The 23,345-nt window shown below is 60.2% G+C and carries 26 protein-coding genes; 11 read left to right on the top strand and 15 right to left on the bottom strand.

The features are described from left to right. The first annotated feature begins 70 nt into the window (after positions 1-70). From HNP49_RS15790 to HNP49_RS15810, 5 genes are all read left to right on the top strand, one after another. On the top strand, positions 71-1,480 hold the full coding sequence (locus tag HNP49_RS15790; protein WP_184684846.1) for a circularly permuted type 2 ATP-grasp protein: 1,410 nt from the start codon (positions 71-73) through the stop codon (positions 1,478-1,480). Positions 1,481-1,495: 15 nt separating this feature from the next. Further along, on the top strand, positions 1,496-2,446 hold the full coding sequence (locus HNP49_RS15795) for an alpha-E domain-containing protein (RefSeq protein WP_184684847.1): 951 nt from the start codon (positions 1,496-1,498) through the stop codon (positions 2,444-2,446). Next, the gene (locus HNP49_RS15800; protein WP_184684849.1) at positions 2,443-3,249 is read left to right on the top strand and encodes a transglutaminase family protein; all 807 of its coding nucleotides are present in this window, start codon (positions 2,443-2,445) and stop codon (positions 3,247-3,249) included. The genes HNP49_RS15795 and HNP49_RS15800 overlap by 4 nt, the downstream gene beginning before the upstream one ends. A gap of 43 nt (positions 3,250-3,292) precedes the next feature. Continuing rightward, positions 3,293-4,027 carry a proteasome-type protease gene (locus tag HNP49_RS15805; protein WP_184684850.1) on the top strand — a complete coding sequence of 245 codons (735 nt, stop codon included), beginning with the start codon at positions 3,293-3,295 and terminating at the stop codon, positions 4,025-4,027. A gap of 79 nt (positions 4,028-4,106) precedes the next feature. Beyond that, positions 4,107-5,300, top strand: coding sequence for an NAD(P)/FAD-dependent oxidoreductase (locus tag HNP49_RS15810; protein WP_311772129.1), 1,194 nt, complete (start codon positions 4,107-4,109; stop codon positions 5,298-5,300). Between the two features lie 218 nt (positions 5,301-5,518). On the opposite strand, the gene blaOXA is transcribed toward HNP49_RS15810, so the two are convergent. From blaOXA to HNP49_RS15880, 14 genes are all read right to left on the bottom strand, one after another. After that, positions 5,519-6,319, bottom strand: coding sequence for a class D beta-lactamase (blaOXA, locus tag HNP49_RS15815; protein WP_184684851.1), 801 nt, complete (start codon positions 6,317-6,319; stop codon positions 5,519-5,521). A 6-nt stretch (positions 6,320-6,325) separates the two neighbouring features. Then, a complete protein-coding gene (locus HNP49_RS15820; protein ID WP_184684853.1) occupies positions 6,326-6,733 on the bottom strand; it encodes an MAPEG family protein in 408 nt (135 codons plus the stop codon). Positions 6,734-6,802: 69 nt separating this feature from the next. After that, entirely contained in the window at positions 6,803-7,141 is a 339-nt protein-coding gene (locus tag HNP49_RS15825) for a YceK/YidQ family lipoprotein (protein WP_184684854.1), read from the bottom strand. Between the two features lie 18 nt (positions 7,142-7,159). Then, positions 7,160-7,453, bottom strand: a complete 294-nt coding sequence (locus tag HNP49_RS15830) for a hypothetical protein (RefSeq protein ID WP_184684855.1) — start codon at positions 7,451-7,453, stop codon at positions 7,160-7,162. Positions 7,454-7,538: 85 nt separating this feature from the next. After that, entirely contained in the window at positions 7,539-7,991 is a 453-nt protein-coding gene (locus HNP49_RS15835) for a GIY-YIG nuclease family protein (RefSeq protein ID WP_184684857.1), read from the bottom strand. Positions 7,992-8,082: 91 nt separating this feature from the next. Next, entirely contained in the window at positions 8,083-8,460 is a 378-nt protein-coding gene (locus tag HNP49_RS15840; RefSeq protein ID WP_184684858.1) for a hypothetical protein, read from the bottom strand. Positions 8,461-8,552: 92 nt separating this feature from the next. After that, on the bottom strand, positions 8,553-9,077 hold the full coding sequence (locus HNP49_RS15845) for a hypothetical protein (RefSeq protein WP_184684860.1): 525 nt from the start codon (positions 9,075-9,077) through the stop codon (positions 8,553-8,555). A 99-nt stretch (positions 9,078-9,176) separates the two neighbouring features. Further along, the gene (locus HNP49_RS15850; RefSeq protein WP_184684861.1) at positions 9,177-9,788 is read right to left on the bottom strand and encodes a hypothetical protein; all 612 of its coding nucleotides are present in this window, start codon (positions 9,786-9,788) and stop codon (positions 9,177-9,179) included. A gap of 696 nt (positions 9,789-10,484) precedes the next feature. Further along, positions 10,485-10,934: an SRPBCC family protein gene (locus HNP49_RS15855; protein ID WP_184684863.1), complete on the bottom strand. Its 450-nt coding sequence runs from the start codon at positions 10,932-10,934 to the stop codon at positions 10,485-10,487. A 96-nt stretch (positions 10,935-11,030) separates the two neighbouring features. Then, positions 11,031-11,483 carry a hypothetical protein gene (locus tag HNP49_RS15860; RefSeq protein ID WP_184684865.1) on the bottom strand — a complete coding sequence of 151 codons (453 nt, stop codon included), beginning with the start codon at positions 11,481-11,483 and terminating at the stop codon, positions 11,031-11,033. An 86-nt stretch (positions 11,484-11,569) separates the two neighbouring features. Continuing rightward, on the bottom strand, positions 11,570-12,001 hold the full coding sequence (locus HNP49_RS15865) for a hypothetical protein (protein WP_184684867.1): 432 nt from the start codon (positions 11,999-12,001) through the stop codon (positions 11,570-11,572). A gap of 109 nt (positions 12,002-12,110) precedes the next feature. Beyond that, positions 12,111-12,692, bottom strand: coding sequence for a hypothetical protein (locus HNP49_RS15870; RefSeq protein ID WP_184684869.1), 582 nt, complete (start codon positions 12,690-12,692; stop codon positions 12,111-12,113). A 313-nt stretch (positions 12,693-13,005) separates the two neighbouring features. Beyond that, a complete protein-coding gene (locus HNP49_RS15875) occupies positions 13,006-13,803 on the bottom strand; it encodes a cytochrome c (RefSeq protein ID WP_184684872.1) in 798 nt (265 codons plus the stop codon). Continuing rightward, the gene (locus HNP49_RS15880; RefSeq protein ID WP_184684874.1) at positions 13,785-14,180 is read right to left on the bottom strand and encodes a rhodanese-like domain-containing protein; all 396 of its coding nucleotides are present in this window, start codon (positions 14,178-14,180) and stop codon (positions 13,785-13,787) included. Before HNP49_RS15880 ends, HNP49_RS15875 begins: the two co-directional genes overlap by 19 nt. A gap of 74 nt (positions 14,181-14,254) precedes the next feature. Here HNP49_RS15880 and HNP49_RS15885 point away from each other — a divergent pair, with 74 nt between their 5' ends. From HNP49_RS15885 to HNP49_RS15895, 3 genes are all read left to right on the top strand, one after another. Beyond that, positions 14,255-15,142, top strand: coding sequence for an AEC family transporter (locus HNP49_RS15885; RefSeq protein ID WP_184684876.1), 888 nt, complete (start codon positions 14,255-14,257; stop codon positions 15,140-15,142). 531 nt (positions 15,143-15,673) lie between these two features. After that, entirely contained in the window at positions 15,674-16,879 is a 1,206-nt protein-coding gene (locus HNP49_RS15890; protein ID WP_184684878.1) for an acetyl-CoA C-acetyltransferase, read from the top strand. 15 nt (positions 16,880-16,894) lie between these two features. Beyond that, positions 16,895-19,039 carry a 3-hydroxyacyl-CoA dehydrogenase NAD-binding domain-containing protein gene (locus tag HNP49_RS15895; protein WP_184684880.1) on the top strand — a complete coding sequence of 715 codons (2,145 nt, stop codon included), beginning with the start codon at positions 16,895-16,897 and terminating at the stop codon, positions 19,037-19,039. A gap of 57 nt (positions 19,040-19,096) precedes the next feature. Here HNP49_RS15895 and HNP49_RS15900 read toward each other — a convergent pair whose 3' ends face one another. Next, positions 19,097-20,077 (bottom strand): GGDEF domain-containing protein, encoded by a 981-nt coding sequence (locus HNP49_RS15900; RefSeq protein WP_184684882.1) that lies wholly within the window; start codon positions 20,075-20,077, stop codon positions 19,097-19,099. A gap of 181 nt (positions 20,078-20,258) precedes the next feature. Here HNP49_RS15900 and HNP49_RS15905 point away from each other — a divergent pair, with 181 nt between their 5' ends. From HNP49_RS15905 to HNP49_RS15915, 3 genes are all read left to right on the top strand, one after another. Beyond that, positions 20,259-21,026 (top strand): ABC transporter substrate-binding protein, encoded by a 768-nt coding sequence (locus HNP49_RS15905; RefSeq protein WP_184684885.1) that lies wholly within the window; start codon positions 20,259-20,261, stop codon positions 21,024-21,026. Then, entirely contained in the window at positions 21,023-21,835 is an 813-nt protein-coding gene (locus tag HNP49_RS15910; protein WP_184684887.1) for an AraC family transcriptional regulator, read from the top strand. The genes HNP49_RS15905 and HNP49_RS15910 overlap by 4 nt, the downstream gene beginning before the upstream one ends. Positions 21,836-21,901: 66 nt before the next feature. Further along, positions 21,902-23,308 (top strand): FAD-binding oxidoreductase, encoded by a 1,407-nt coding sequence (locus HNP49_RS15915; RefSeq protein WP_184684889.1) that lies wholly within the window; start codon positions 21,902-21,904, stop codon positions 23,306-23,308. Positions 23,309-23,345 lie beyond the last annotated feature (37 nt).

Genomic DNA, 23,345 nt, shown 5'->3' on the forward strand with positions numbered 1-23,345 from the left:
TTTAAAACAGAAATTTAACTGGCACGGGCCTTGCGATGTCTTCTTTGCCTGCAGCGAGAAGGAGTACGGCATGGCCCGGATTCTCTATGACGAGATGTACGACGCGAGTGGCGCTGTCCGCCCGCACTACCGCGAATTCGCCCGCTGGTTGGCGAATACCCCGCCCGAGCAACTGGCCCAGCGCCGCCGTGAGGCCGACCTGCTGTTCCACCGGGCCGGCATCACCTTCACCGTGTACGGGGATGACCAGGGCACCGAGCGTCTGATTCCCTTCGACACCATCCCGCGCAGCATTCCGGCCAGTGAGTGGCGCGTGGTCGAGCGCGGCTGCATTCAGCGGGTCAAGGCGCTGAACATGTTTCTCGCCGACCTCTACCACGGTCAGCGCATCATCAAGGCCGGCATCATTCCGGCCGAGCAGGTGCTGGCCAACGAGGGCTACCAGATGGCGATGCAGGGCCTGGACCTGCACCGCAACCTCTACGCGCACATTGCCGGGGTCGATCTGGTGCGCGACGGTGATGGCAGCTACTACGTGCTGGAAGACAACCTGCGCACGCCCAGCGGCGTCAGCTACATGCTCGAAGACCGCAAGATGATGATGCGCCTGTTCCCCGAGCTGTTCGCCGCCCAGCGCATCGCGCCGATCGACCACTACCCGAGTCTGCTGCTGTCGACCCTGAAAAGCTCCAGCCCGGTGGATGACCCTAGCGTCGTGGTGCTGACGCCAGGGCACTTCAACAGCGCCTACTTCGAACATGCCTTCCTCGCCCGCGAGATGGGCGTGGAGCTGGTGGAGGGCGCCGACCTGTTCGTCCGCGACGAGAAGGTGTTCATGCGCACCACCGCCGGCCCGCAGCAGGTGGATGTGATCTACCGCCGCCTGGACGACGCCTTCCTCGATCCGCTGGCCTTCAACCCCGACTCCATGCTCGGCGTGCCCGGCCTGCTGTCGGCCTACCGCGCCGGCAACGTGGTGCTGGCCAATGCCATCGGCACCGGCGTCGCGGACGACAAGTCGGTGTACCCCTTCGTGCCGGACATGATCCGCTTCTACCTCGACGAAGAGCCGATCCTGAAGAACGTGCCGACCTGGCAATGCCGCAAGGCCGATGAGCTGTCCCACGTGCTGGCTCACCTGCCGGAGCTGGTGGTCAAGGAAACCCAGGGCTCCGGTGGCTACGGCATGCTGGTCGGCCCGGCGGCGAGCAAGGCCGAGATCGAGACCTTCCGAGATCGCCTCAAGGCCAATCCTGCCGCCTACATCGCCCAGCCGACCTTGAGCCTGTCCACCTGTCCGACCTTCGTCGAGCAGGGCATCGCCCCGCGCCATATCGACCTGCGCCCGTTCGTCCTCTCCGGCAAGGAAACCCGCCTGGTCCCCGGCGGACTGACCCGCGTGGCGCTGCGCGAGGGCTCCCTGGTGGTCAACTCGTCGCAGGGCGGCGGGACCAAGGACACCTGGGTGGTTGAAGATTGAGAAGGATTGCCTGCCATGCTGAGTAGAACTGCCGCCGAACTGTACTGGATGTCGCGCTACCTGGAGCGCGCGGAAAACCTCGCGCGCATGCTGGATGTCAGCTATTCGCTGTCGCTCATGCCGCAGGACGGCCAGGGCACCGGCCTTGATGAACTGACCATGCCGCTGCTGATCACCGGCAACATGGACGATTACCTGGCGCGCCATGGCGAACTGGATGCCGAGCGCCTGCTGCACTTCTTCGCCTTCGACGGCGACAACCCCGGCAGCATCTTCAGCTGCCTGCGCGCCGCGCGCAGCAACGCCCACGTGGTGCGCGGGCGGATCACCGCCGACATGTGGGAAAACATCAACGCCACCTGGCTGGAAATGCGCGACATCGCCCAACAGGGCCTGCAGAGCTACGGCATCAGCGCCTTCTGCGAATGGGTCAAGCAGCGCTCGCACCTGTTCCGCGGTGCCGCCTTCGGCACCAGTCTGCGCAACGATGCCTTCCGCTTCATCCGCCTGGGCACCTACATCGAGCGGGCCGACAACACCCTGCGCCTGCTCGACTCGCGCTACGAGCTCCTGGGCGATGCCGCCGAGAGCATTGGCGATGGTTCGGCGCGCGGCTACTACCAGTGGAACGCCTTGCTCCGTGCTCTCTCGGTGTTTGAGGCCTTTACCGAGATCTACCGTGGCTCGCCGGACAAGCGTCAGGTGGCCGAACTGCTGATCCTGCGCGAGGACGTGCCGCGCTCGCTGCGCGCCTGCCTCGGCGAAATCAACCAGATCCTCGCCAGCCTGCCGGGCGTCAACGGCCGTCCAGCCCAGCGCATGGTCGCCAGCCTGGAGGCTCGGCTGCGCTACACCGGCATCGAGGAAATCCTCGACGAGGGCCTGCATGTCTGGTTGTCCGACTTCATCCTGCTGGTTCGCCGGCTGGCCAATGCCATTCAAAGTTCCTATCTGGAGGCCGCATGAAACTCACCATCAGCCACGACACCACCTACCGCTACGACGATCAGGTGCGCGCGAGCATCCAGTACCTGCGCCTGACCCCGCAGGAAAGCGAGCGCCAGCACGTGCTCGACTGGCACCTGGATCTGCCGTGCCCGGCCCGCGCCCAGCGCGACCCCTACGGCAACATCCTGCATGTGCTGAATGTGGACGAACCGCACGACTCGCTGCTGATCAGCGCCCACGGCAGTGTGGAAATCGACGAAAGCCGCGAGGCCGAGCACGATCAGCAGTCGCCGCTGCCGTTCCTGCGCTTCACCCGCCTGACCCAGGCCGACGAGGCCCTGCGCCAGTTTGCCCTGCATCACTGTGGCGCCCGTCGTGACCGCAACGCCCTGATCGAACTGATGTTCGGCCTGGGCGAGGCCATGCCGTTCACCCCCGGCATCACCACCGTCGATACCACCGCCGCGGAAGCCTTCGCCAAGCGCGGTGGCGTCTGCCAGGACCACAGCCACGCATTCCTGGCCTGCGCCCGCAGCCTGCAGGTGCCGGCGCGTTATGTGTCCGGCTATCTGTTCAGCGAAGACGCCGGCCATCTGGCCAGCCACGCCTGGGTGGAAGCCTGGCTGGACGGCGCCTGGTACAGCTTCGATGTCACCAACGGCCTATCGCGGCCGGAGCGTCACCTCAAGCTCGCCGTGGGCCTGGATTATCTGGATGCCTGTCCGGTGCGCGGCATGCGTCGCGGTGGCGGCGGGGAGCAGATGCACGCCCGCGTGCTGGTCAATCAGCCGGTAATGACCCTGCAGGCCCAGCAGCAATAAGCAGCAGTAACGGGCGGTCCGGCGGGCCGCTCTGCGAGGTGTTATGACCTATTGCGTTGCCATGAACCTGGCCGATGGCCTGGTGTTCGTCTCCGACTCGCGCACCAACGCCGGGGTCGATCACATTGCCACCTTCCGCAAGCTGCACGTCTTTGGCGTGCCGGGTGAGCGTCTGATCGTGCTGCAGAGTGCCGGTAACCTGGCCACCTCGCAGTCCGTGATCAGCCTGCTGCGCCACCGGCTGGGCGGCGAGGGCGCGCATCTGCACAACGTCCCCACGCTGTTCGACGCGGCCAGTCTGGTGGGCGCGACCCTGCGCGAAGTGCTGGAGCGCGACAGCGGCCCGAGCCTGGGGCAGGGCGTCGACCTGGGCTGTTCCTTCCTGCTCGGCGGGCAGATTCGCGGTGCGGCGCCCGGCCTGTTCAACCTCTACCCGCAGGGCAACTTCATCGAGGCCACCCGCGACACGCCGTACTTCCAGATCGGCGAGAGCAAGTACGGCAAGCCGATCCTCGACCGCGCGCTGCAACACGCCACGCCGCTGGAGCAGGCGCTGCGCTGTGCGCTGATTTCCTTCGACTCGACCATCCGCAGCAACCTCTCGGTGGGCATGCCGCTGGATGTGCTGGTGTACCGCGCCGACTCGCTGCTGATCCCAGAGGGTTACCGGGTCAGCGAGGGCGATGCCTATTTCGAGAGCATTCGCGCCTTCTGGGGCGCCGGGCTGCGCCAGTTGCTGGGCGAGTTGCCGGAACTGCCGGACCAATACTGGCTATAGCGGTGTTCAGCGGCAGGCGGCCTGCAATCGGGTAAGATGCGCGCCGCAGCGCAGGGCTGCACCAGCAGAGGGCCAGTGGGTGAGCAAGCAGCAAGCAGACGTGATCATCATCGGCGCGGGTGCCGCGGGGCTGATGTGTGCCTTCACCGCCGCCCAGCGTGGCCGCCGCGTACTGGTGCTTGATCACGCCAACAAGCCCGGCAAGAAAATCCTCATGTCCGGCGGCGGCCGTTGCAACTTCACCAACATGTACTGCGAGCCGGCCAACTTCCTCTCGGCCAACCCGCATTTCTGCAAGTCGGCGCTGGCCCGCTACACCCAGTGGGATTTCATCGAGCTGGTCGCCAAGCACAGCGTGCCCTATCACGAGAAGAAGCTCGGCCAGCTGTTCTGCGACAACAAGTCCAGTGACATCCTCGGCCTGCTGCTGGATGAGTGCGACCAGGCCGGCGCCCGTTTGCAGTTGGATACCTCGGTCAGCGAGATCGCCGCGCTTGAGGGCGGCGGCTACCGCCTGGAGAGCAGTGCCGGCACCTATACCTGCCAATCGCTGGTGATCGCCACCGGCGGCCTGTCGATTCCCACCCTGGGCGCCAGTGGCTTTGGCTATCAGGTCGCCCGCCAGTTCGGCCATCAGGTGCTGCCGACCCGTGCCGCGCTGGTGCCGTTCACCATTACCGAACCGCAGCTCAAGGCGCTGTGCACCGAACTCTCCGGCACCTCGGTGGAGGATTGCCTGGTCAGCTGCAACGGCCAGAGCTTCAAGGAAAACATCCTGTTTACCCACCGCGGGCTGAGCGGGCCGGCCATTCTGCAGATTTCCTCCTACTGGCAGCCGGGCGACGAAGTCAGCATCAACCTGCTACCGCATCTGGACCTGGCTGAATGGCTGCCGGCGCAGCAGGCCGAACGCCCCAACAGCGAGCTGAAAACCGTGCTGGGCGAGCTGTTTACCAAGAAGATGGCTGGCCTTCTGGCCGAGCAGTGGTTCGTCTCCAAGCCGCTCAAGCAATACACCCCGGCGGAGCTGCAGGCCGTGGCCGAGCGCCTTTCCGACTGGCGTTTCGTGCCGGCCGGTACCGAGGGCTATCGCACCGCCGAAGTTACCCTGGGCGGGGTGGACACCCGCGAGGTGTCGTCCAAGACCATGGAGTCGCAGAAGGCGCCGGGGCTGTATTTCATTGGCGAGGTGCTGGATGTGAGCGGGCAGCTCGGCGGCTTCAACTTCCAGTGGGCCTGGGCTTCGGCATTCGCCGCCGCCCAGTACGTCTGAGAACCTGTTTACGATCTCCTGGCTGTCGGCCATACAGCGTTAAAAACGATCTCGGCAGGCCGCTTGCGGCCAACGCACTTTAGTGCGGCCCCGGAGGGGCGAGCGAAGCGAGTCATGCTCATTTACCACTCGTAAACTGCGCTTCCTCGACCGTTTTTGCCTTGTCTGGCTCTAATCCAGAAAATCGTAAGCAGGCTCTAAGAATCTGACTGCTGGGGCTAGCGGCTCGGGCTGGGCAGAATGCCCTTTGCCATCAGCGCGGCATGCACGATGGACTGGCGCCGCGGCAGGTCGTCTGCGCTGCGGGTGTCGATGTTCAGGGCAAACAGCCAGGTGTCGCGCTCGCTCTTCACATAACCCATGTACCAGCCCGTGCCCGGCGTGGCCCGCGCGCTCCAACCGGTTTTCGCAAACAGCCGGTACTGCGGCGTCTGCTCGGCCAGCATGATGCTCTCCAGCGCCGCATAGCTTTGCGTGCGGTAGGGCAGTTCGCGCAGTGCCACCCGCTTGAGAAAGGCCACCTGCTGTTCGGCACTGACGGTGAGCGAGCCGTCCAGCCAGAACTGATCGACCACAAAAGGCTCGCGCAACTGGCCGAAACGCGCCTCGCGGATATATGCGGGATACACCGCTGCGCCAACGCGCCGGGCCAGTTGCTGATAGCACCACACGCAGCTCAGGCGAAAGGCGCTGGCCAGCGTCTGGTCGCGGTTCCAGTCGGGCATCTCATAGTGCGTGCCATCCCAGCGAAACACCGCCTCGGGGCCGCTGACTACACCCTGTTGCAGGCCGATCAGGCTGTTCAGCACCTTGAAGGTGGAGGCGGCGGTAAACGGCTGGGCCGCCCGCGTGGCGTTGTGCACATAACGCTGACCACTTTCGGCCGCTTCGATCAGCAGGGTTCCGCTGGCGCCTGCCTCGCGGAACAGGCGGGCCAGCTCGGCGTCTTCGGCGTGGCACAGGGTGATCTGGCTCAGCAGAAGCAGGCCGCAGAACCAGCGGAACAGGGGACGGGGCATGGGCGATCAGCTCGTGAGAAGGGCGAAGGCCCAGTAGAGCGCAATCAGCATCTGCACGGCAAAGGCCGTGAAGCGCAGATTCACCGCCATAACGGACAAGGAAGTCAGATGAATCAGCGACTGCACTACGCGCGTGGCCAGCAGCACGAGCGCCAGCGGATCGGTCATTGCGGTTTGCCCGCTGAGCGCGGCAATCACCAGCAGACCACCGAACACCGGCAGGCCTTCCAGGCAATTGGCGTGGGCCCGCGCCAGGCGCTGCATGAAGGGTGAGAGGTTGCCGTTATCCGGCTGAAAGCCATTGGAGGGCACCGCCTTGAGCAGCACCAGCCGGCTGCGCAGGCTTTCCATCAGCACCAGTAACAGCAGCGTCCAGGTCACAAAACCAGTCAGGGCAAGAAGAGAGTTGTTCATGGCCGACTCCAGCAACGGGTGGGTGATGCAGTCGGTATAGCAGTTGGCGGCCGAGGCCTGCCGCAGTCGCTATTCAGGCTGTGGTGGCTCGACCTGTTGCTTGTCCGGCGACTCGGACGGGCTGATGGCCGCATGCAGCCCGGTAAAGGGTAACAGCAGCGTATCCAGCGCCAGGCTGGGCACAAAGTCGATCAGGCAAAGGGGCGTCAGCAGTTGCTGATAGGCACAGCTATAACCCGCGTTGTACCCGCTCTGCTCGCAGGAATCCTGGCCGATCACCTTGGCATTGAAGCGGGTGCCGGCGTACATCAGGTTGTCACCGGGAGAGGCGCCGTCGGAGGTCATTAGCACCGACGAGCAACCGCCGAGCACAGAGGCCATCAGCAGCAATAAGGTCCGCAGCGTCATGCCAACACTCCCTGCTATTTAGAGACTGAGCAGCAAGGCCAGCGAAGGCCCGGCCACCAGCAGCACCAGCACATCCAGCACCGTCACGGTGATGCCGACCCACAGTTGCTGTTCCGGGTCGCGCAACCACCAAATCAGCACCATGGAGCCCAGCGCCGTCAGCACAGCCAGCCCGAGGAAGAAGCTACCGGTATAGGCAAAGGACATCACACTGTCCGAGCAGGCTTTGCCACAGCCGCTGCCGCTCACCCCGGCGCCAACCATCGCCAGTCCCAGCAGCCCGACAAAGAAGCCAACCGCACAGGTGACCATGGCGACAAGCATCCATAAGCGGCCATCGCGTCTCAGTTTTTGGGTTTGGGTCATCGTTATCACGTCCATGTTGATGTAGCCGCGTTCACTTGTTGTTGCCGCCCTGTTTGCCGAAGGCCGGCTTCAGGGAATGGGAAAGATCATCTTCGATGATTTGCAGCACCTGATCGGAGACGTCGTACTGCCTCACCGTCACCTTGTACTTCCCGCTGAACCAGTGACTCAGATGAAGCGCATAAGTGCCCTTGTTGCCCCGGCCCAGATGCTGCTCGATCCGCTTGCGCACGCCGGTGGTGGACGACCCCACATACAACACCGTCGAAGGTGCATTCAGCCTGGCGCAGGCCCGTTCTTTTCTCGCCTTGTAGCGAGAAAAGGCCTGGAAGGTTTCCTCGGGGTTACCTCCCACTTCTTCGATGATGTAGATGGCCTTCTGTATGCCATCAAGCGCGGAGAGATCATCCACTTCGATAACTTTTGAGGGGATGGCTGCCTTGGCGATATGGCAGTTCTGGATCAGGGTGTCGATATAGAGCATTTATGTTGCTTCTAATGTTTGGTTAAGGGGCGAACAAAAGCGTAGCTTTTGGGCGTCCCGAGTGAGCGAAGCGAACGACTTGAACCAGTTGTTAGCGGAACGCACCTTTTAGATTTGAAATTTCCCGTAAGAGCTTGCTGGAAAAAGCAGCGGGAACCCAGAAAAAGCCAAGAATAAAAGTTCTTTTGTATATGCAGACGTCAGTAAATGGCTGAGAAGGGTAAGACTTGTCTTTTATTTTCAGAAGATTGGCTCCCCATATAGAGCGATTGCCATGCTTTGATTTTTTTCCGCTAACTAAGCACTCAACCATGTTTTCAAATTCGTCCGTTGAAAGCTTAAAATCTATCCAGTGCATTTGATATGCAACTACAAAATTGTAAGAGACAGTAATGCGGACGTGTATTTTATTTAGCGGAGTTGATGAGAGCGTAATTTCTACTCCCGCATCCTGCAAGGTGGTGCGCATAGGGTTCTCTGCTAACGATTAAGCTAACGGGCGGACAAAAGCGTAGCTTTTGGCTGTCCAGTGAACGAAGTGAGCGGCAGTTGAGCGCATTGTTAGCTCTCACCTGCAAGGGCATCGCCAACAGAAGTGCCGCACTCAGGGCAATATTTTGCCGACAAGTTGACCAAATGTCCGTTCTGGCAGCGTCGTGCAGGGTCTTGCTTCTGAACTTGAATGTATGAATATAGGATGGCAAAAGCTGCGTAATAGAAAATTAGCCAGTGCCCTGAAAAGCCTCTAACAGTAGAGGCTGAGGTAGGGGTGTGGTTTGAGTTGGTGATAGCAAAAATAGCAAAGTTCAGGAAGACATACCCGAACAGGGCATACGCCATGTACTGCATTGGTTTGGGGCAGCCTCTGAGGGCGGCCTTCCACATCTGTTTCTGAGGAAAAACTTTAGCCAGAGACTGGGCGCACAAGACGGCTGGGATCCATACAACAAAAATGCCAAAGTGAAGAAACCACGGCTCTTTAGGAAATACTGAAAACCCGAATATTGATGATGCGTGCGCGACGAAACTAATAAGAAAGCCAAGGCCTGCGAGCAGCATGAATACGGCAGCAATCTTTGATTTCACTACGATTCCTTCTAGTGAGAGCTAACGTTTGGTTAAGGGGCCGGCTTTAGCCGGTCCCGAGTGAGCGAAGCGAGCGGCTTGAACCAGTTGTTAGCTTTCTCACTGGAAGTCACCGCGAGCTTTTAAAACACCACTTTGCTTTAGACGAAACAGTTCATCAACATAATTCCCGTATACAGCAATAGCTTTTTTGCCTTCAACTCTGTAGTAAGGTGCAGGAAATGCCTTTGCTATACGGTCTTTTGCGATATCAGATATGTCGTGAAAAATCGGTTCGTTAAACTCAATTTTTACAGGCTTAATCGGCATATTTTTATTGTAGCTGTGCTCATAGTCATATGATGCGTAGGTGCCAGCCCACTTGCCACTCTTGTCTTTGTATAGAGGTGAGAACTGATATTTTGAGTGGAAATATTGGCCGTTGTGCATTTCTACGTACAAGAGGACATGTTCATATAAAGAAAATTGTGGGGTGCCGTAGTGATCGTAAGCAGTAAATTCGATGCGATTTCCTTTGTAAGTCCCCCTGTACGGTTCCAATATTTCGTATGTTGCCAAGAATTGGCTGTCTAGGGATATTTCGCCATCCTTTGGAGGCACAGTCTCTAGGTTGATCTTTTTACCAATAAAGACGAAGTGCTTACTATTTTCTTGCTCAGAAAAGGCTGGAAATGAAAGTAATAAAATTATTAGTGTTAATGCTGCTCTCACGGTATTTCCTTGGAAGCTAACGATTAAGCTAACGGGCAGGCAAAAGCGCAGCTTTTGACTGTCCAGCGAACGAAGTGAGCGACAGTTGAGCGCATTGTTAGCTGCCCTTGCAGGATATGCTTTTTATTCTGTGTGCAAAGAAACCACTTGAGACGTCAAGTATGCACTTTTTCGTTTTATCAGGACAGATATATTGCCCCTGAACTTCCCAGGACTGCCCGTTTTCAAGGGTGAATATTGAAATTATTCTTCGGTGGCCTTTATATGATTTTATACACTTTGCAGATATGCTGTAGGGCTTATGAATGGCGCCTGCCAGCAGGCCGGCATTGATGAAATACACTTTGCTTACTGCCCAGCCTATTACAAGTAAGCCTGGCATGAATAGGATTAGGCTTGCCGTGATGGTTTTAGTGTGCTGCTTGCTCTCTGCGCTTGTTGGCTTTTCTTTAAAATGAATTAGCCACATATAAATTGCTGTAACCGTGAGGCAGCATACCAAGAGAATTGGGGTTTCAGCTGAGCTTTCCGGGATAATAGCCAATTGGTTTGATAGGAGAAGTATTAGGCAGGCATATAGGATTGCGATGTAAATAATCGTTTTTTCATCGTAAATCCTTTGGGCTGCTAACGTTTGGTTAAGGGGCCGGCTTTAGCCGGTCCCGAGTGAGCGAAGCGAGCGGCTTGAACCATTTGTTAGGCACTTTGCTCGCAGTATTTTTTGAGGCCGGCCAGCCTTGCTATAACTGCTTTCTTGAAATAAAGGGTAGCTACGTATTCGGAGATTACGGGGATTGCCCACTTCTTTGTTTTGATGGAGTAGCGAAATTTTGCTTTTGTAGAGGTTGCGTTAATAGGTTTGAAAACCCAGCTACCGCCAAAACTTTTAATAAAAGCTGGACCTTTGGTCATGATTATTGCAGCTGTTGTAGGTGGGGCTAACTGAACAAACTCAACTTCCATACTTAGGCCTGACTTAGCTACTACAAGCGTTTTAACTCCAATGCCGACCTCGGTTGCTCCACCCAAAAGCTCTATTTTTTCAGGGAAAGGGTCCCATTGATACCTAACAGAATAATCTTGCGATGCTTCGTAGACAGCTGCTTGTGGAGCATTGATGGTCAGTTCGTACTCGATTATGGCCATGGCAGTGCCTAACGATTAAGCTAACGGGCGTCCAAAAGCGCAGCTTTTGGACGTCCAGCGAACGAAGTGAGCGATAGTTGAGCGCATTGTTAGAAGTCAAATCTCAAATCCAAGGGCTTCTTCAATGCCTTCTTTGTTTGAGTTAAGACGGATGCTGTATAGGTAAAGATCACCTTGAAAATTTACATATGTGCAGTCTACGGCCATAAATGTTTGCGCAGAGTCCTCAATTATACTAACTCGCTTAAAGAATAAATCTCCGCCATCAATGGATTTTATTTTGTGGAGTTTGTAAAGCGTTCCGTCGCCCATCCGCTCGTCAAGGATTCTGCTGATTGAAGCAGCCTGAGGTTTTGATTCTTTTATATCGACCGGCAGATGTTTTATTATTAGATTTTCTACGCAGGTCGAACGTTTTTTGGCGGCAGCAGTCAGGCATTCGGTAAATTTTTTCTCAAACTCATCGATGCTGTAAAGTGGTTCGGCCGAGTATGTATTCATGGCTGCGATGCTAAAAAACGCTGCGATAATTGCTTTGTGGAGTCTCATGAGTTCTCTCATTGTCTTCTAACGTTTGGTTAAGGGGCGGGCTTTAGCCCGTCCCAGCGAACGAAGTGAGCGATTTGAACTAGTTGTTAGCAGTTACCAATATAAATCTCGCCTGGGCTAAAACAACCGACAATGCACCCTAGGAAAGGATCATTTCCATTTTCATTTATTGCCCAGTGCCAATCTACTATTTCGGTATTTGTAGGAAATACTAAATCAACCCCGTTCTCAAATTTAAGGATTAGCGCCGAGTCTTTGGATAGCGTTACATCAACTATGTTTTTCCTGAGTGTACTGCAAAGAATAATGGTCTTAGCTATATCTTCTTTGTCTATAGCCTCTGTGGTCGGCTGATAAGTGCCTGCAAACTGTTGGTTTAATGAACCTTCGTCGGGTGACTCGATGTTATTGGTAATCAACCAGAAACCATCAAAATATAAGTCAAACGCATCTCCCACGCTAAAGCGCGAATAGAAATTACCGACCAGCTTCTCCTTTAGTATTTGAATTGCACTCATTTTCTTCTGTGACTGCTAACGTTTGGTTAAGGGGCCGGCTTTAGCCGGTCCCGAGTGAGCGAAGCGAGCGGCTTGAACCATTTGTTAGGCGATGCCAGTTGCTTACGCTCTAGATCATTCTATTTCTCTGCATCTCTGTAATTATTGCGTCTACGATCTTCTTAGCGCGTGGCTGCGGATCTTCGTCTGGCACCCAAGCATTCATGTGGAGGCCCTCAGACATCGTTGACCAAATAATTTTACCTGTTTTGGCATCAACAAGCTCCCAGCGAATTTCATAGCTAATTACCGCTTGGTTTATTGTCATTTTGCTTGGGAATATGATCAACCTGTTTTCGGTGTCGTATAATTTTTCTATACTTTCATTTTTGGCTATTGCTTGCTGCGCTGGAATGACTGTGTCGGCATTTGTGTTTATGTAATATTTTCCAACTTCTGTTTCTTTGAAGCTTGATATTTTTGTGGAAACCCCTAGGTTATTAAGATTGCTAGAGAGTTGCTTGGAAAACTCCAGTAATAGGTTGGGGCCAAAAAAGCTCTCCCGGACATCTAAAAAAGAATACACGTAAAGCTCTGTGCCTTTAAGGCTAACGCCTTCAGCATCGCTAGGCTTCACGGCAAAGTGGCTTGTTGAACAGGCTGAAATAACTAAAGACATGATTAAAATTACAAGTGTTTTAGCTGGATGCATCGCGTTACGACCTTGGGGATTTTCTAGTTGATCGCGCCTAACTACTATTATGCGACATTGCTGTCGCATAACATTCCTGAAAATGTCGCATAACACGCTAAGGCCTTCGCTAACCCATTGTTTTCCCAAGCTTGCGGAATAACAAAAGGGACAGCGACTCGAGCAAACGCGACAGCTTTTTTTTGGCTTTTACCGGAAGGGAGGCAGAGGGCGAAACACAACATTCCCTGTCGGCGGATGATTCCCTTCGTTGGCGTATGGCCATGGCGCGACCATAGCGCGACGGTCCGGCTTGGGTAAAGCCGGGCGGGGTTCAGAGTTGTGCTTTGCGTGTGGCCATATGGCGCAGGTAGGCGAGCAGTTGCTGCAGCTCGGCGTCGGCCAGGGCCTGCAGGCTGAAGCCGGGCATGCGCGCCTGTGGCCAGCGGCGCAGGGATTGCGGGTCGCGGATATAGCGCGGCAGGTAGTCGGTGTTGAAGTATTCGGTGGGGTTGTGGGGGATATTCAGGTCCGGGCCGAAGGCCGAGTCGCCGGCGCCGTTTAGGCGGTGACAGGCTAGGCAGTGCTTCTGGAACTGGGCAAAGCCAACCTGAACCTCGGTACCGGCATTCGCTGCCGGCAGCAGCGCCGGAAAACGTTCAGCCAGGCTCTGCACCTGACGCAGGCTGACCATCTGAAACGGCCATTGCTCTGGGCCGATCTGGCCCGCCTGCGGGTCGGTCCACACCAGGTAGAACGGCCCGGCGCTGGGTTTGTTGCTGCTGAGCTTAGGCCAGGGCTTGGCCGGGTCTTCGATGGCGACCCAGGCGCGGGCGCCTTCACGGTTGAGCAGCGGGGCGGCCGGCAGTTCGGCGGCAAAGCCGTCGCTCGCCACGGCCTGCAGCTGGTCGCCGGCGTTGACGCCGGTCAGCAGGCTGGCCACCGGCACGGCCTGGTAGGTCATGTCGCGCTTGTAGGCGATATCGGCCGTTATCTGAATGGCTTGTGCCTGCTTCAGCAGTTGCTCGGTGCTGTAGCGGGTCTGCTGGCCGTTGATCTCCAGCAGCAGTTCGGCCGCAGACAAGGGCAGGGCGGTGAGCAGCAACAGGCTGCTCAGCAGTTTTGCGTGCATGCGGCCTCCGGGCTTTTGGCCTGTTGGGCAGCCTTGAGGCTGTCGATGCTACCGGCGTTGATCACCTGCTGGTAGCCCAGTGCCTGCAGGGCATCCTGCGCCAGCCCGGAGCGACGGCCGCTGCGGCAATACAGGACGATGGGCGCGGATTTTTCCGGCGCCACGCGGCTGATCTGCTCGGCGATCTGCTCGTGGCTGATGTTGTGGGCGCCGGGCAGGGCGCCGCTGGCGAACTCGTCGGCGCTGCGCACATCGATCAGCAGGGTGCCGGGCTTGGCCAGTTGGGTGAGGGCGGCGGCCTGGTCGATCTCGCCAGCCTGTACCGTGCTGGCAAGCAGTGGCAGGAGCAGAGCGGCGAAGCGGGATTTCAGCGGCATGACGGCCTCCGGACGGCGGGTTTTGTGCGGGACAGGGCTGTATCATGCCGTTTTTTTTGCGGGAGCTCAGCGCAATGTTGGCGCAATTGTTTGCCGTGATGGCGCCCGTGTTGCTGGCCGCCGGCATTGGCTTTGCCTGGGCCCGCTCCGGGCATGATTACCCGACCGAGTTTGTCACCCGGCTGGTGCTGAACATCGGTACGCCCTGTCTGGTGCTGACCACGCTGAGTCGCGCCGAGCACGACCCGGCGGCGTTCAGCCAGATGGCGCTGGCGGTGCTGCTGGTAACCCTCGGCATGGGCTTGCTCGGTCTGCTGTTCAGTCGGCTGTCCGGGCTGGACTGGCGCGCGCTGGTGCCGGCGTTTCTTTTTCCCAATGTCGGCAACATGGGCCTGCCGGTGTCGCTGTATGCCTTTGGCGAGCAGGGCCTGGCCTTTGCTGTGGCGATCTTTCTGGTGCTGTCGGTGGGGCATTTCAGCGTGGGGCTGTTTCTCTCCGGTGCCGAACGTTCGGCGCGCCGGTTGTGGGCCAACCCGATCATGCTCAGCCTGTTGCTGGCGGTGCCGATGCTGATGTTTCAGTGGCAGCTGCCGTTGTGGCTGGCCAACAGCCTCAATCTGCTCGCCGGCCTGACCATTCCGCTGATGCTGCTGACCCTGGGCGTGGCGCTGGCGAGCATCCGTCCGCAGCATCTCGGCCGGGGCTTTGTGCTGGGCGGGTTGCGTCTGCTGGCGGGCACGACACTGGGTTGGCTGATCGGCAGCTGGCTGGAACTGCCGCCGCTGGCCCATGGCGTGCTGGTAGTGCAGTCGGCGATGCCGGTGGCGGTGTTCAACTACCTGTTTGCGCTCAAGGCCAACCGGGCGCCGCAGGAGGTGGCCAGTCTGGTGTTCTGTTCCACGCTGCTGGCCTTTGTCTGGCTGCCGGTATTGCTGTGGTGGTGGCTGCCCGCGCTGCAGTGATCGGCCACGCCGTCCTGCGGCTGCGGGCGGGTTCGGGTTAACTGACCAGACCGGCCAGGTTGGGAAGGATCAGGATCAGCGTCGTGGCAAACACGATGTAGCTGGCCTGCCGGGCTTTGTGTGGTTTAACCATGGCTCAATGCCTTTTGTTCTTGTTCGCGTGCTATGGCCTTGCGACTGCCAGCAACCTTGTGGCGTCACAGCAGCGGGGAAGAAAAAGCCGCCGGGGGTGGGAAGGCCCGCAGCGGCTGACTAGGCTGCTTACTACAGTTTCGAGTCTAAGCACGCTCCGGACGGGCTTTAGAACCCTTCGCAGCAAAGGCCAGCGGCCTTCTGCCATCTCCTCCTAACACCCTGCATGCGCCGCTCTAGATCGCGGATTGACCATTCGTCTGAGCCGAGCGGTCAATTGCCCTGAGCATTTCGGTCATTGAGTGGGCTTGCCGTGCGCGTAAGGTATGCCCACGTCTCCGCGGAGCTATGCGCTCTTGGAACCGTGCTCCTAGAACAACGTCAAGACGAGAGAACGCCATGACCGAAGCTTATATTTTCGATGCCGTGCGCACGCCACGCGGCAAGGGCAAGAAGGACGGCGCGCTGCACAGCGTCAAGCCGGTCGATCTGGTGGCCGGCCTGCTCAAGGCCCTGGAGAAGCGCAACGCGCTGGATACCAGCCAGGTCGACGATATCGTCCTGGGCTGCGTGACCCCGGTGGGCGACCAGGGCGCCGACATCGCCAAGACCGCCGCGCTGGTGGCCGACTGGGACGAGACCGTGTCCGGCGTGCAGCTCAACCGTTTCTGCGCCTCGGGCCTGGAGGCGGTGAACCTCGGCGCCATGAAGGTGCGTTCGGGCTTTGAAGACCTGGTGGTGGTCGGCGGCGTGGAATCCATGTCGCGCATTCCCATGGGCTCCGATGGCGGCGCCTGGGCCATGGACCCGGCGACCAACATGCACACCAACTTCGTGCCCCAGGGCGTGGGCGCGGACCTGATCGCCACCCTCGAAGGCTTCTCCCGCACCGACGTCGACAGCTTTGCCTTGCGCTCGCAGCAGAAAGCCGCCCGCGCCAGCGCCGATGGTTCCTTCCAGAAATCCCTGGTGCCGGTGACCGATCAGAACGGCATCGTCATCCTCGATCACGATGAATTCATTCGTGGCGACTCCACCCTCGAAGGCCTGGGCAAGCTCAAGGCTAGCTTCGAGATGATGGGCCAGATGGGCTTCGATGCCTCCGCGCTGCGTAAATACAGCCACGTCGAGCGCATCAACCATGTGCACACGCCGGGCAACAGCTCCGGCATCGTCGATGGCGCGGCGCTGATGCTGATCGGCTCCGAAGCCAAGGGCAAGGAGCTGGGCCTGAAAGCCCGGGCGCGCATCGTCGCCACCGCTGTGACCAGCACCGACCCGACCATCATGCTCACCGGCCCCGCGCCGGCCACCCGCAAGGCCCTGGCCAAGGCCGGGCTGTCGGCGGAAGACATCGACCTGTTCGAGGTCAACGAGGCGTTTGCCTCCGTCGTCATGAAGTTCATGAAGGACATGGGCGTGAGTGAGGACAAGGTCAACGTCAACGGCGGCTCCATCGCCATGGGCCACCCGCTGGGCGCCACCGGTTGCGCCATCCTCGGCACCCTGCTCGACGAGCTGGAGAAGCGCAATCTGCGCTATGGCCTGGCCACGCTGTGTGTCGGCGGCGGTATGGGCATTGCCACCATTATTGAGCGCGTGTGAGCCGGGAGAAGATCAATGACTGACGCCATCCGTTACGAAAAGGGCCAGGACAATATCGTCGTCCTGACCATGGACATGCCCGGCCAGAGCGCCAACACCATGAACGCGGTGTACCGCGAGGCCATGGGCAAGATCGTCGAGCGCCTGGAAGCCGAGAAGGATTCCATCGCCGGGGTCATCCTCACCTCCGCCAAGAAGACCTTCTTCGCCGGCGGCGACCTGAACGAGCTGATCAAGGTCACCAAGGCCGATGCCAAGCCGTTCTACGAGATGATCCTCAACATCAAGGGCCAGCTGCGCCGCCTGGAGACCCAGGGCAAGCCGGTGGTGGCCGCAATCAATGGCGCGGCCCTCGGCGGCGGCTGGGAAATCGCCCTGGCCTGCCATCACCGTATCGCCCTGAACGACGCCAGCATCCAGATCGGCCTGCCGGAAGTAACCCTCGGCCTGCTGCCGGGCGGTGGCGGCGTGGTGCGCATGGTGCGCATCCTCGGCCTGGAGAAGGCCCTGCCGTACCTGGCCGAAGGCAAGAAGGTACGCCCGGACGCCGCGCTCAAGGCTGGCCTGATTCACGATCTGGCCGAGAACACCGACGAGATGCTGGCCAAGGCCCGTGCCTGGATCGCGGCCAACCCGGCCGCCGTGCAGCCGTGGGACGTGAAGGGCTACAAGATCCCCGGTGGCACTCCGAGCACCCCGGCCGTGGCGCAGATGCTGGCCATCGCCCCGAGCGTGCTGCGTGACAAGACCAAGGGCTGCTTCCCGGCGCCGGAGAAGATCATGTGCGCCGCCGTGGAAGGCGCGCAGGTGGACTTCGACACCGCGCAGCTGATCGAAGCGCGCTACTTCACCGAGCTGACCACCGGCCAGGTCGCCAAGAACATGATTGGCACCTTCTGGTTCCAGTTGAACGACATCAACGCCGGCAGTTCGCGCCCGCAGGGTTATCCCAAGTACCAGACCAAGAAGGTCGGCGTGCTCGGCGCCGGCATGATGGGTGCCGGTATCGCCTATGTGTCGGCCGCGGCCGGCATCGAGGTGGTGCTCAAGGACGTGTCCGTGGAAGCGGCGGAGAAGGGCAAGAGCTACTCGGCCAAGCTGCTGGACAAGAAGGTGTCCCGTGGCCACATGACGGCTGAGAAGCGCGACGCCTTCCTGGCCCGCATCAAGGCCACCGACAGTGAAGCCGACTTCGAGGGTTGCGACCTGATCATCGAGGCGGTGTTCGAGGACCGCAACCTCAAGGCCAAGGTCACCGCCGCCGCCGAGAGCGCTGCGCGGGCAGATGCCGTGATCGCCTCCAACACCTCGACCCTGCCGATCACCGGTCTGGCGACCGCGGTGGCCAAGCCGGAGAAGTTTATCGGTCTGCACTTCTTCAGCCCGGTCGACAAGATGCCGCTGGTGGAAATCATCAAGGGCGAGAAGACCAGCGACGAGACCCTGGCGCGCGGCTTTGACTACGTGCTGCAGATCAAGAAAACCCCGATCGTGGTCAACGACAGCCGTGGCTTCTTCACCTCCCGCGTGTTCGGCACCTTCACCAACGAAGGCATCGCCATGCTGGGCGAGGGCGTCAGTGCCGCGATGATCGAGAACGAAGCGCGCAAGGCCGGCATGCCGGTGGGCCCGCTGGCGATCAGCGACGAAGTGTCGATGAGCCTGATGGATCACATCCGCAAGCAGACCGTGGCTGACCTCGCCGCCGAAGGCAAGGCCATTCCCGAGCACCCGGCCTTCGCCGTGATCGACCTGATGCTGCAGGAGTACAAGCGTCCGGGCAAAGCGGCCGGCGGCGGTTTCTACGACTACCCGGCGGGTGGCAAGAAGCACCTGTGGCCGGAACTCAAGGCGCGCTTCGAGAAGGCCGATGCGCAGATCTCTCAGGAAGATGTGCGCGACCGCATCCTGTTCATTCAGGCCATCGAGACCGTGCGCTGCGTGGAAGAGAACGTGCTGCTGTCGACCGCCGATGCCAACATCGGCTCGATCTTCGGCATTGGCTTCGCCGCCTGGACCGGCGGTGCGCTGCAGTACATCAACCAGTACGGGGTGAAGGACTTCGTCGCCCGCGCTCAGTACCTGGCCGAGCAGTACGGTGAGCGCTTCCTACCGCCGGCCCTGTTGCTGGAGAAGGCGGCCAAGGGCGAGCAGTTCTAAGCCCTGAGCCAAGAAAAAACCGGCCCTGGTGGCCGGTTTTTTTATGCCTGCTCTGGATCAGAACAAATCGATGCTGCCGCTGCTGCTGGGCACGCTCTGCAGCTGACCCTCATCGAGCAACTGAGCATAATCGGCGAGGCGGTTGCGACCGTTCTGCTTGGCCCAGTACAGCGCCTGATCGGCCTGACCGAGCACGGCCGAGGCGCTGCCCTGATGACCTATGCGGGTGTAGCCGATGCTGATGGTCAGGCTCTTGAGCTGCGGGAAGTCGTGCTCACTGAGCTGATGGCGGAAACGCTCCAGCACCAGATGCACCTCATGGGCATCGAGATCATTGAGGAGGATGACGAACTCCTCGCCGCCATAACGGAACAACTGATCCTCACGGCGGAAGCAGTCGATCATCAGACGGCTGACCAGCAGCAAAACCTCGTCGCCGAACAGGTGGCCGTAGTTGTCGTTGATCTGTTTGAAGTGATCGATATCGAGGATCGCCAGCCAGCTCGGGTGACGCTGACGGCTGCGACGTTCCTGATTCAGTGCCGTGTCCTCTGCGAGGGCGAGGGCATGCAGGATGCGTTCTTCCAACTGATGGCGGTTGAGCAGGCCAGTGAGACGGTCGCGGTTTTTCTCACTGAGCAGTCTGGAGAAGTTCTCGACGATGGTGATCAGGCTGCGCAGCGCGCGCTGGCCATCTTCGTGCAGCTGTTCGCCGCTGAGCAACAACAGCTGAGTCGGAGTGTCCTGGGTGGCCAGACGCCAGGCCTGGTTGTCGCCCTCGCGGGCATGTCCCTCCAGCAGGGCTTCGCGGGCCACCAGCAGGCGCTGCGGGTCGATAAGCAGTTCCAGGCGCTCACTACTGCACAGGCGGCCGGCATACCAATGGCTGCTGATCCACAGGCGGCCATCGTGTTCGACCAGCAGCAGGGCTTCCTCCACCTCGCTGAAGTTTTGCCCGAGAGTTTGCAACAGGGCCAGTTCAACGGTTTCTACCGAACGCTGACGACTGATGGATTCAATGGCTTCCAGCAACTGCATGGGAGGCTCCGCTACCCGGTAAACTTGACCGGATCGTTAAATTCATGCGGCCATTGTGCCAGCATTGGCCAGACTGAGTACGGTGCAGAAACTGACGCGAATCAAGCAGTTCGCAGTTGCTCGTGTACCTCCGTACCAGTTAGCGTTCACAGTTAACGACTGTTCACTCCAGGGAGGTCCGGTGAAAGCCATTTTCAGCACGCTCTGCGGCCTGTTGCTGTGTACCGCCGGCCTGGTCTCGGCGGAGGAGCCGCTGCATGTGTATGTCGGCGCCGGGCAAATGCCCTTCGCCAATGATCAGCCCGGCGAACGCGGAGTATTCGGCGATCTGATGAACGAGCTGTGCCGGCGCATGCAGCGCGAGTGCCAGTACAAAAGCGTGCCCTGGCGGCGGGTGCAGTATGTGGTGGCCGCCGATCCGCAGGGCATAGTGCTCAACCTGGGGCGCAACGCCGAGCGTGAAGACCAGTTTTTCTGGCTGCTGGAAGTGCTGCCCACGCCCAATGTGCTGGCCAGCCCGCAGCGGCCGTTCGCCAGTCTGCAGGACGCCCTGCAGTACGGGCCGGTGGCGGTGATGGCGGCGACGCCGCGTGCCGCCGAACTCAATGAGCTGCGTCAGCCAGACCAGCAGGTGATCGAGGTCAACCAGCCGCAGCAGGCGGTGGACCTGCTCAAGGCCGGCCGCGTGGTGGCCTGGTACGAGATCGAGCAGCGCATCCGATACCTGTGGCCGGCGGACTTGCCGGCGCTGCGCTTTGGCGAGCCGATCAGTGCCAGCCGCAGCTACATCGCCGCCAGCCCTCTGCTGCTCGATGCGGGCGCGCTGGCGCGCGACATGAACCGGCACTTTCAGGCCATGCAGGCCGATGGCAGCTGGCCGGCAATTCTCAACCATTACCGCCTGGCGCACCTTGCGCCAGCGCCGACGAGCCTGTCGCACCAACTATGAATGCCTGTCAGGAACCGGCCGACGATGCCGCGCAGAGTGCCGTGACGCAGGCGGTGGTATTGCGCTACCACCTGGCGTGGAAACAGCGCGATCTGGACGCCATCCTGGCCTGCTACCACCCGCAGATCGAATACTGTGATTTCTCCCTGGGCCGGGTACTGCGCCTGGCCGAGCTGCGCGAGTATGTGCAGAGCTGCATGCCGCGTGAGGCCGACGAGGCCCTCGAACACAGCGATCGCATTCGCGTCGACGGCCACACCGCGTTCATCCAGTACCGTATCTGCCTGCGCGGCAGCGAGGGTCTGGTCTCCTTCCGCGCCAGCGAAGCGATCACTGTGCGTGACGGCCTGGTCTGGCGTATCAATGAGTACACCAATCTGCAGCAGGAGGATCGGGACGCGGGGGGGACTGGTGAGCGGCGCCCCGCGCTCAGCCGCCTGGGCCTGTCGCCGCGTCAGTTGAGCCTGATGGCCGCGGACCTGCACAGTTACTTTCGCCAGCAGAAAGCCTATCTCGATCCGCAGCTCGACCTGACGCAGGTGGCCGCTGCCACCGGCTACAGCCGCAACCAGATTTCCCACCTGCTCAACCAGGTGCTGGGCCAGAGCTTCTACCGCTACGTCAACCAGGCGCGCCTGCAGCATCTGCTTGATCAACTGGATGCCGGTGCTGAGGCTGGGCGCATCGACGAGCTGGCCTTCGCCGCCGGTTTCAACTCGCTTTCGGCCTTCTACAAATGCTTCCGTGAGCGCACAGGCATGACGCCCAGGGCTTACCTGCGGAATTTTTCCACGCGGGCCCGCACGTAAGACAGCGCTGTCTGCCCGCGATTAGGCTGCCTCCATTGTTGAGTTCAAGACGATGGAGTTACCCGCATGAGCGACTGGCGCAGCATCAGCCTGTGGCTGGACCAGCTGGAAGAACCGCTGACGCCGCGTGCGCCGCTGACCGCCGAGGTTGACGCGGATGTGGCGATCATCGGCGCCGGCTACACCGGCCTTTGGACCGCCTACTACCTGAAGACCCAGGCCCCGCAACTGCGCATCGTCGTGGTCGAGGCCGAGATTGCCGGCTTTGGCGCCTCGGGGCGCAATGGCGGCTGGCTGATGGGCAACCTGCTCAACGACGAGCGCATGCTTCACCGACTGCCGGCTGGGCAACGGGCCGCCAGCAGTGCGCTGCTGCACGACATTCCCGATGAAGTCGGGCGTGTGCTCGAGCGTCAAGGCATTGCCTGCGATTACCGCAAGGGCGGCGTGTTGTACTGCGCGGCGCGCTATCCCGAACAACGCCTGCGCCTGCAGGCACAACTCGTGGCGCTGCGCGAGCTGGGCCAGAGCGAGGCTGACTACCGCTGGCTGGAGGCCGACGAGCTGGCCCGGCAGTTGCGCGTGCAGGATGCCGAGGGTGCGCTCTTTAGCCCGCACTGCGCCACCATCCAGCCGGCCAGGCTGGTGCGCGGCCTGGCCGCCTGTGTCGAGCGTCTGGGCGTCACCCTCTACGAACAGAGTCGGGTGCTGGACTGGCAGCCCGGCCAGCTGCGCACCGCAGGCGGTAGCGTGCGCTGCGACTGGCTGGTGCCGGCGGTGGAGGGCTATGCCGCGCGGATGCCGGCGCTCAGCCCGCACCAGTTGCCGGTGCAGAGCCTGTTGATCGCCACCGAGCCCCTGACCCCCGGCATCTGGAACGAGATCGGCCTGGCCCGAGGCCAGGCCTTCAGCGAAGCCAGTCGCCAGGTGACCTATGGCCAGCGCACCTCCGACGACCGTCTGGTGTTCGGTGCCCGTGGTGGCTATCGCTTTGGCGGCCGGCTGCGCGAGAACTTCCAGCTGAACAGCGATGAAGTGGCGCTGCGCCGGCGCCTGATGCTCGATCTGTTTCCGATCCTCAAGGCGGCCGAGATCACCCACACCTGGGGCGGCAACCTCGGCATGGCGCGGCGCTTTCAGCCACACATGCTGTGCGACCGCCAGCAGCGCATTGCCCTGTCCGGCGGTTACGGCGGCGAGGGCGTCGGCGCCAGCAACCTAGGCGGGCGCACCCTGGCCGATCTGATCCTCGGCCGCGACACCCTGCTGACCCGCCAGCCCTGGGTGCTGCCGCAAGCGGCTATCGACCAGTTGCCGCGCTGGGAACCAGAGCCCCTGCGCTGGCTGGGCTACAACGCGATCATCAACAGCTTCGTCCACGAAGACCGGGTCCTGGCTCAACGCCACAGTGCGACCTGGCGACGACGCCTGGCCATGGGCATGGCCGGTTTCATGGAAGGATTGATGCGCTGATGGCGCGTCGCTGTGTGGATTCGGCTCTTATCAGCCA

It is taken from the genome of Pseudomonas fluvialis (genome assembly GCF_014207935.1).
GTDB classification, from domain to species: Bacteria; Pseudomonadota; Gammaproteobacteria; order Pseudomonadales; family Pseudomonadaceae; genus Aquipseudomonas; species Aquipseudomonas fluvialis_A.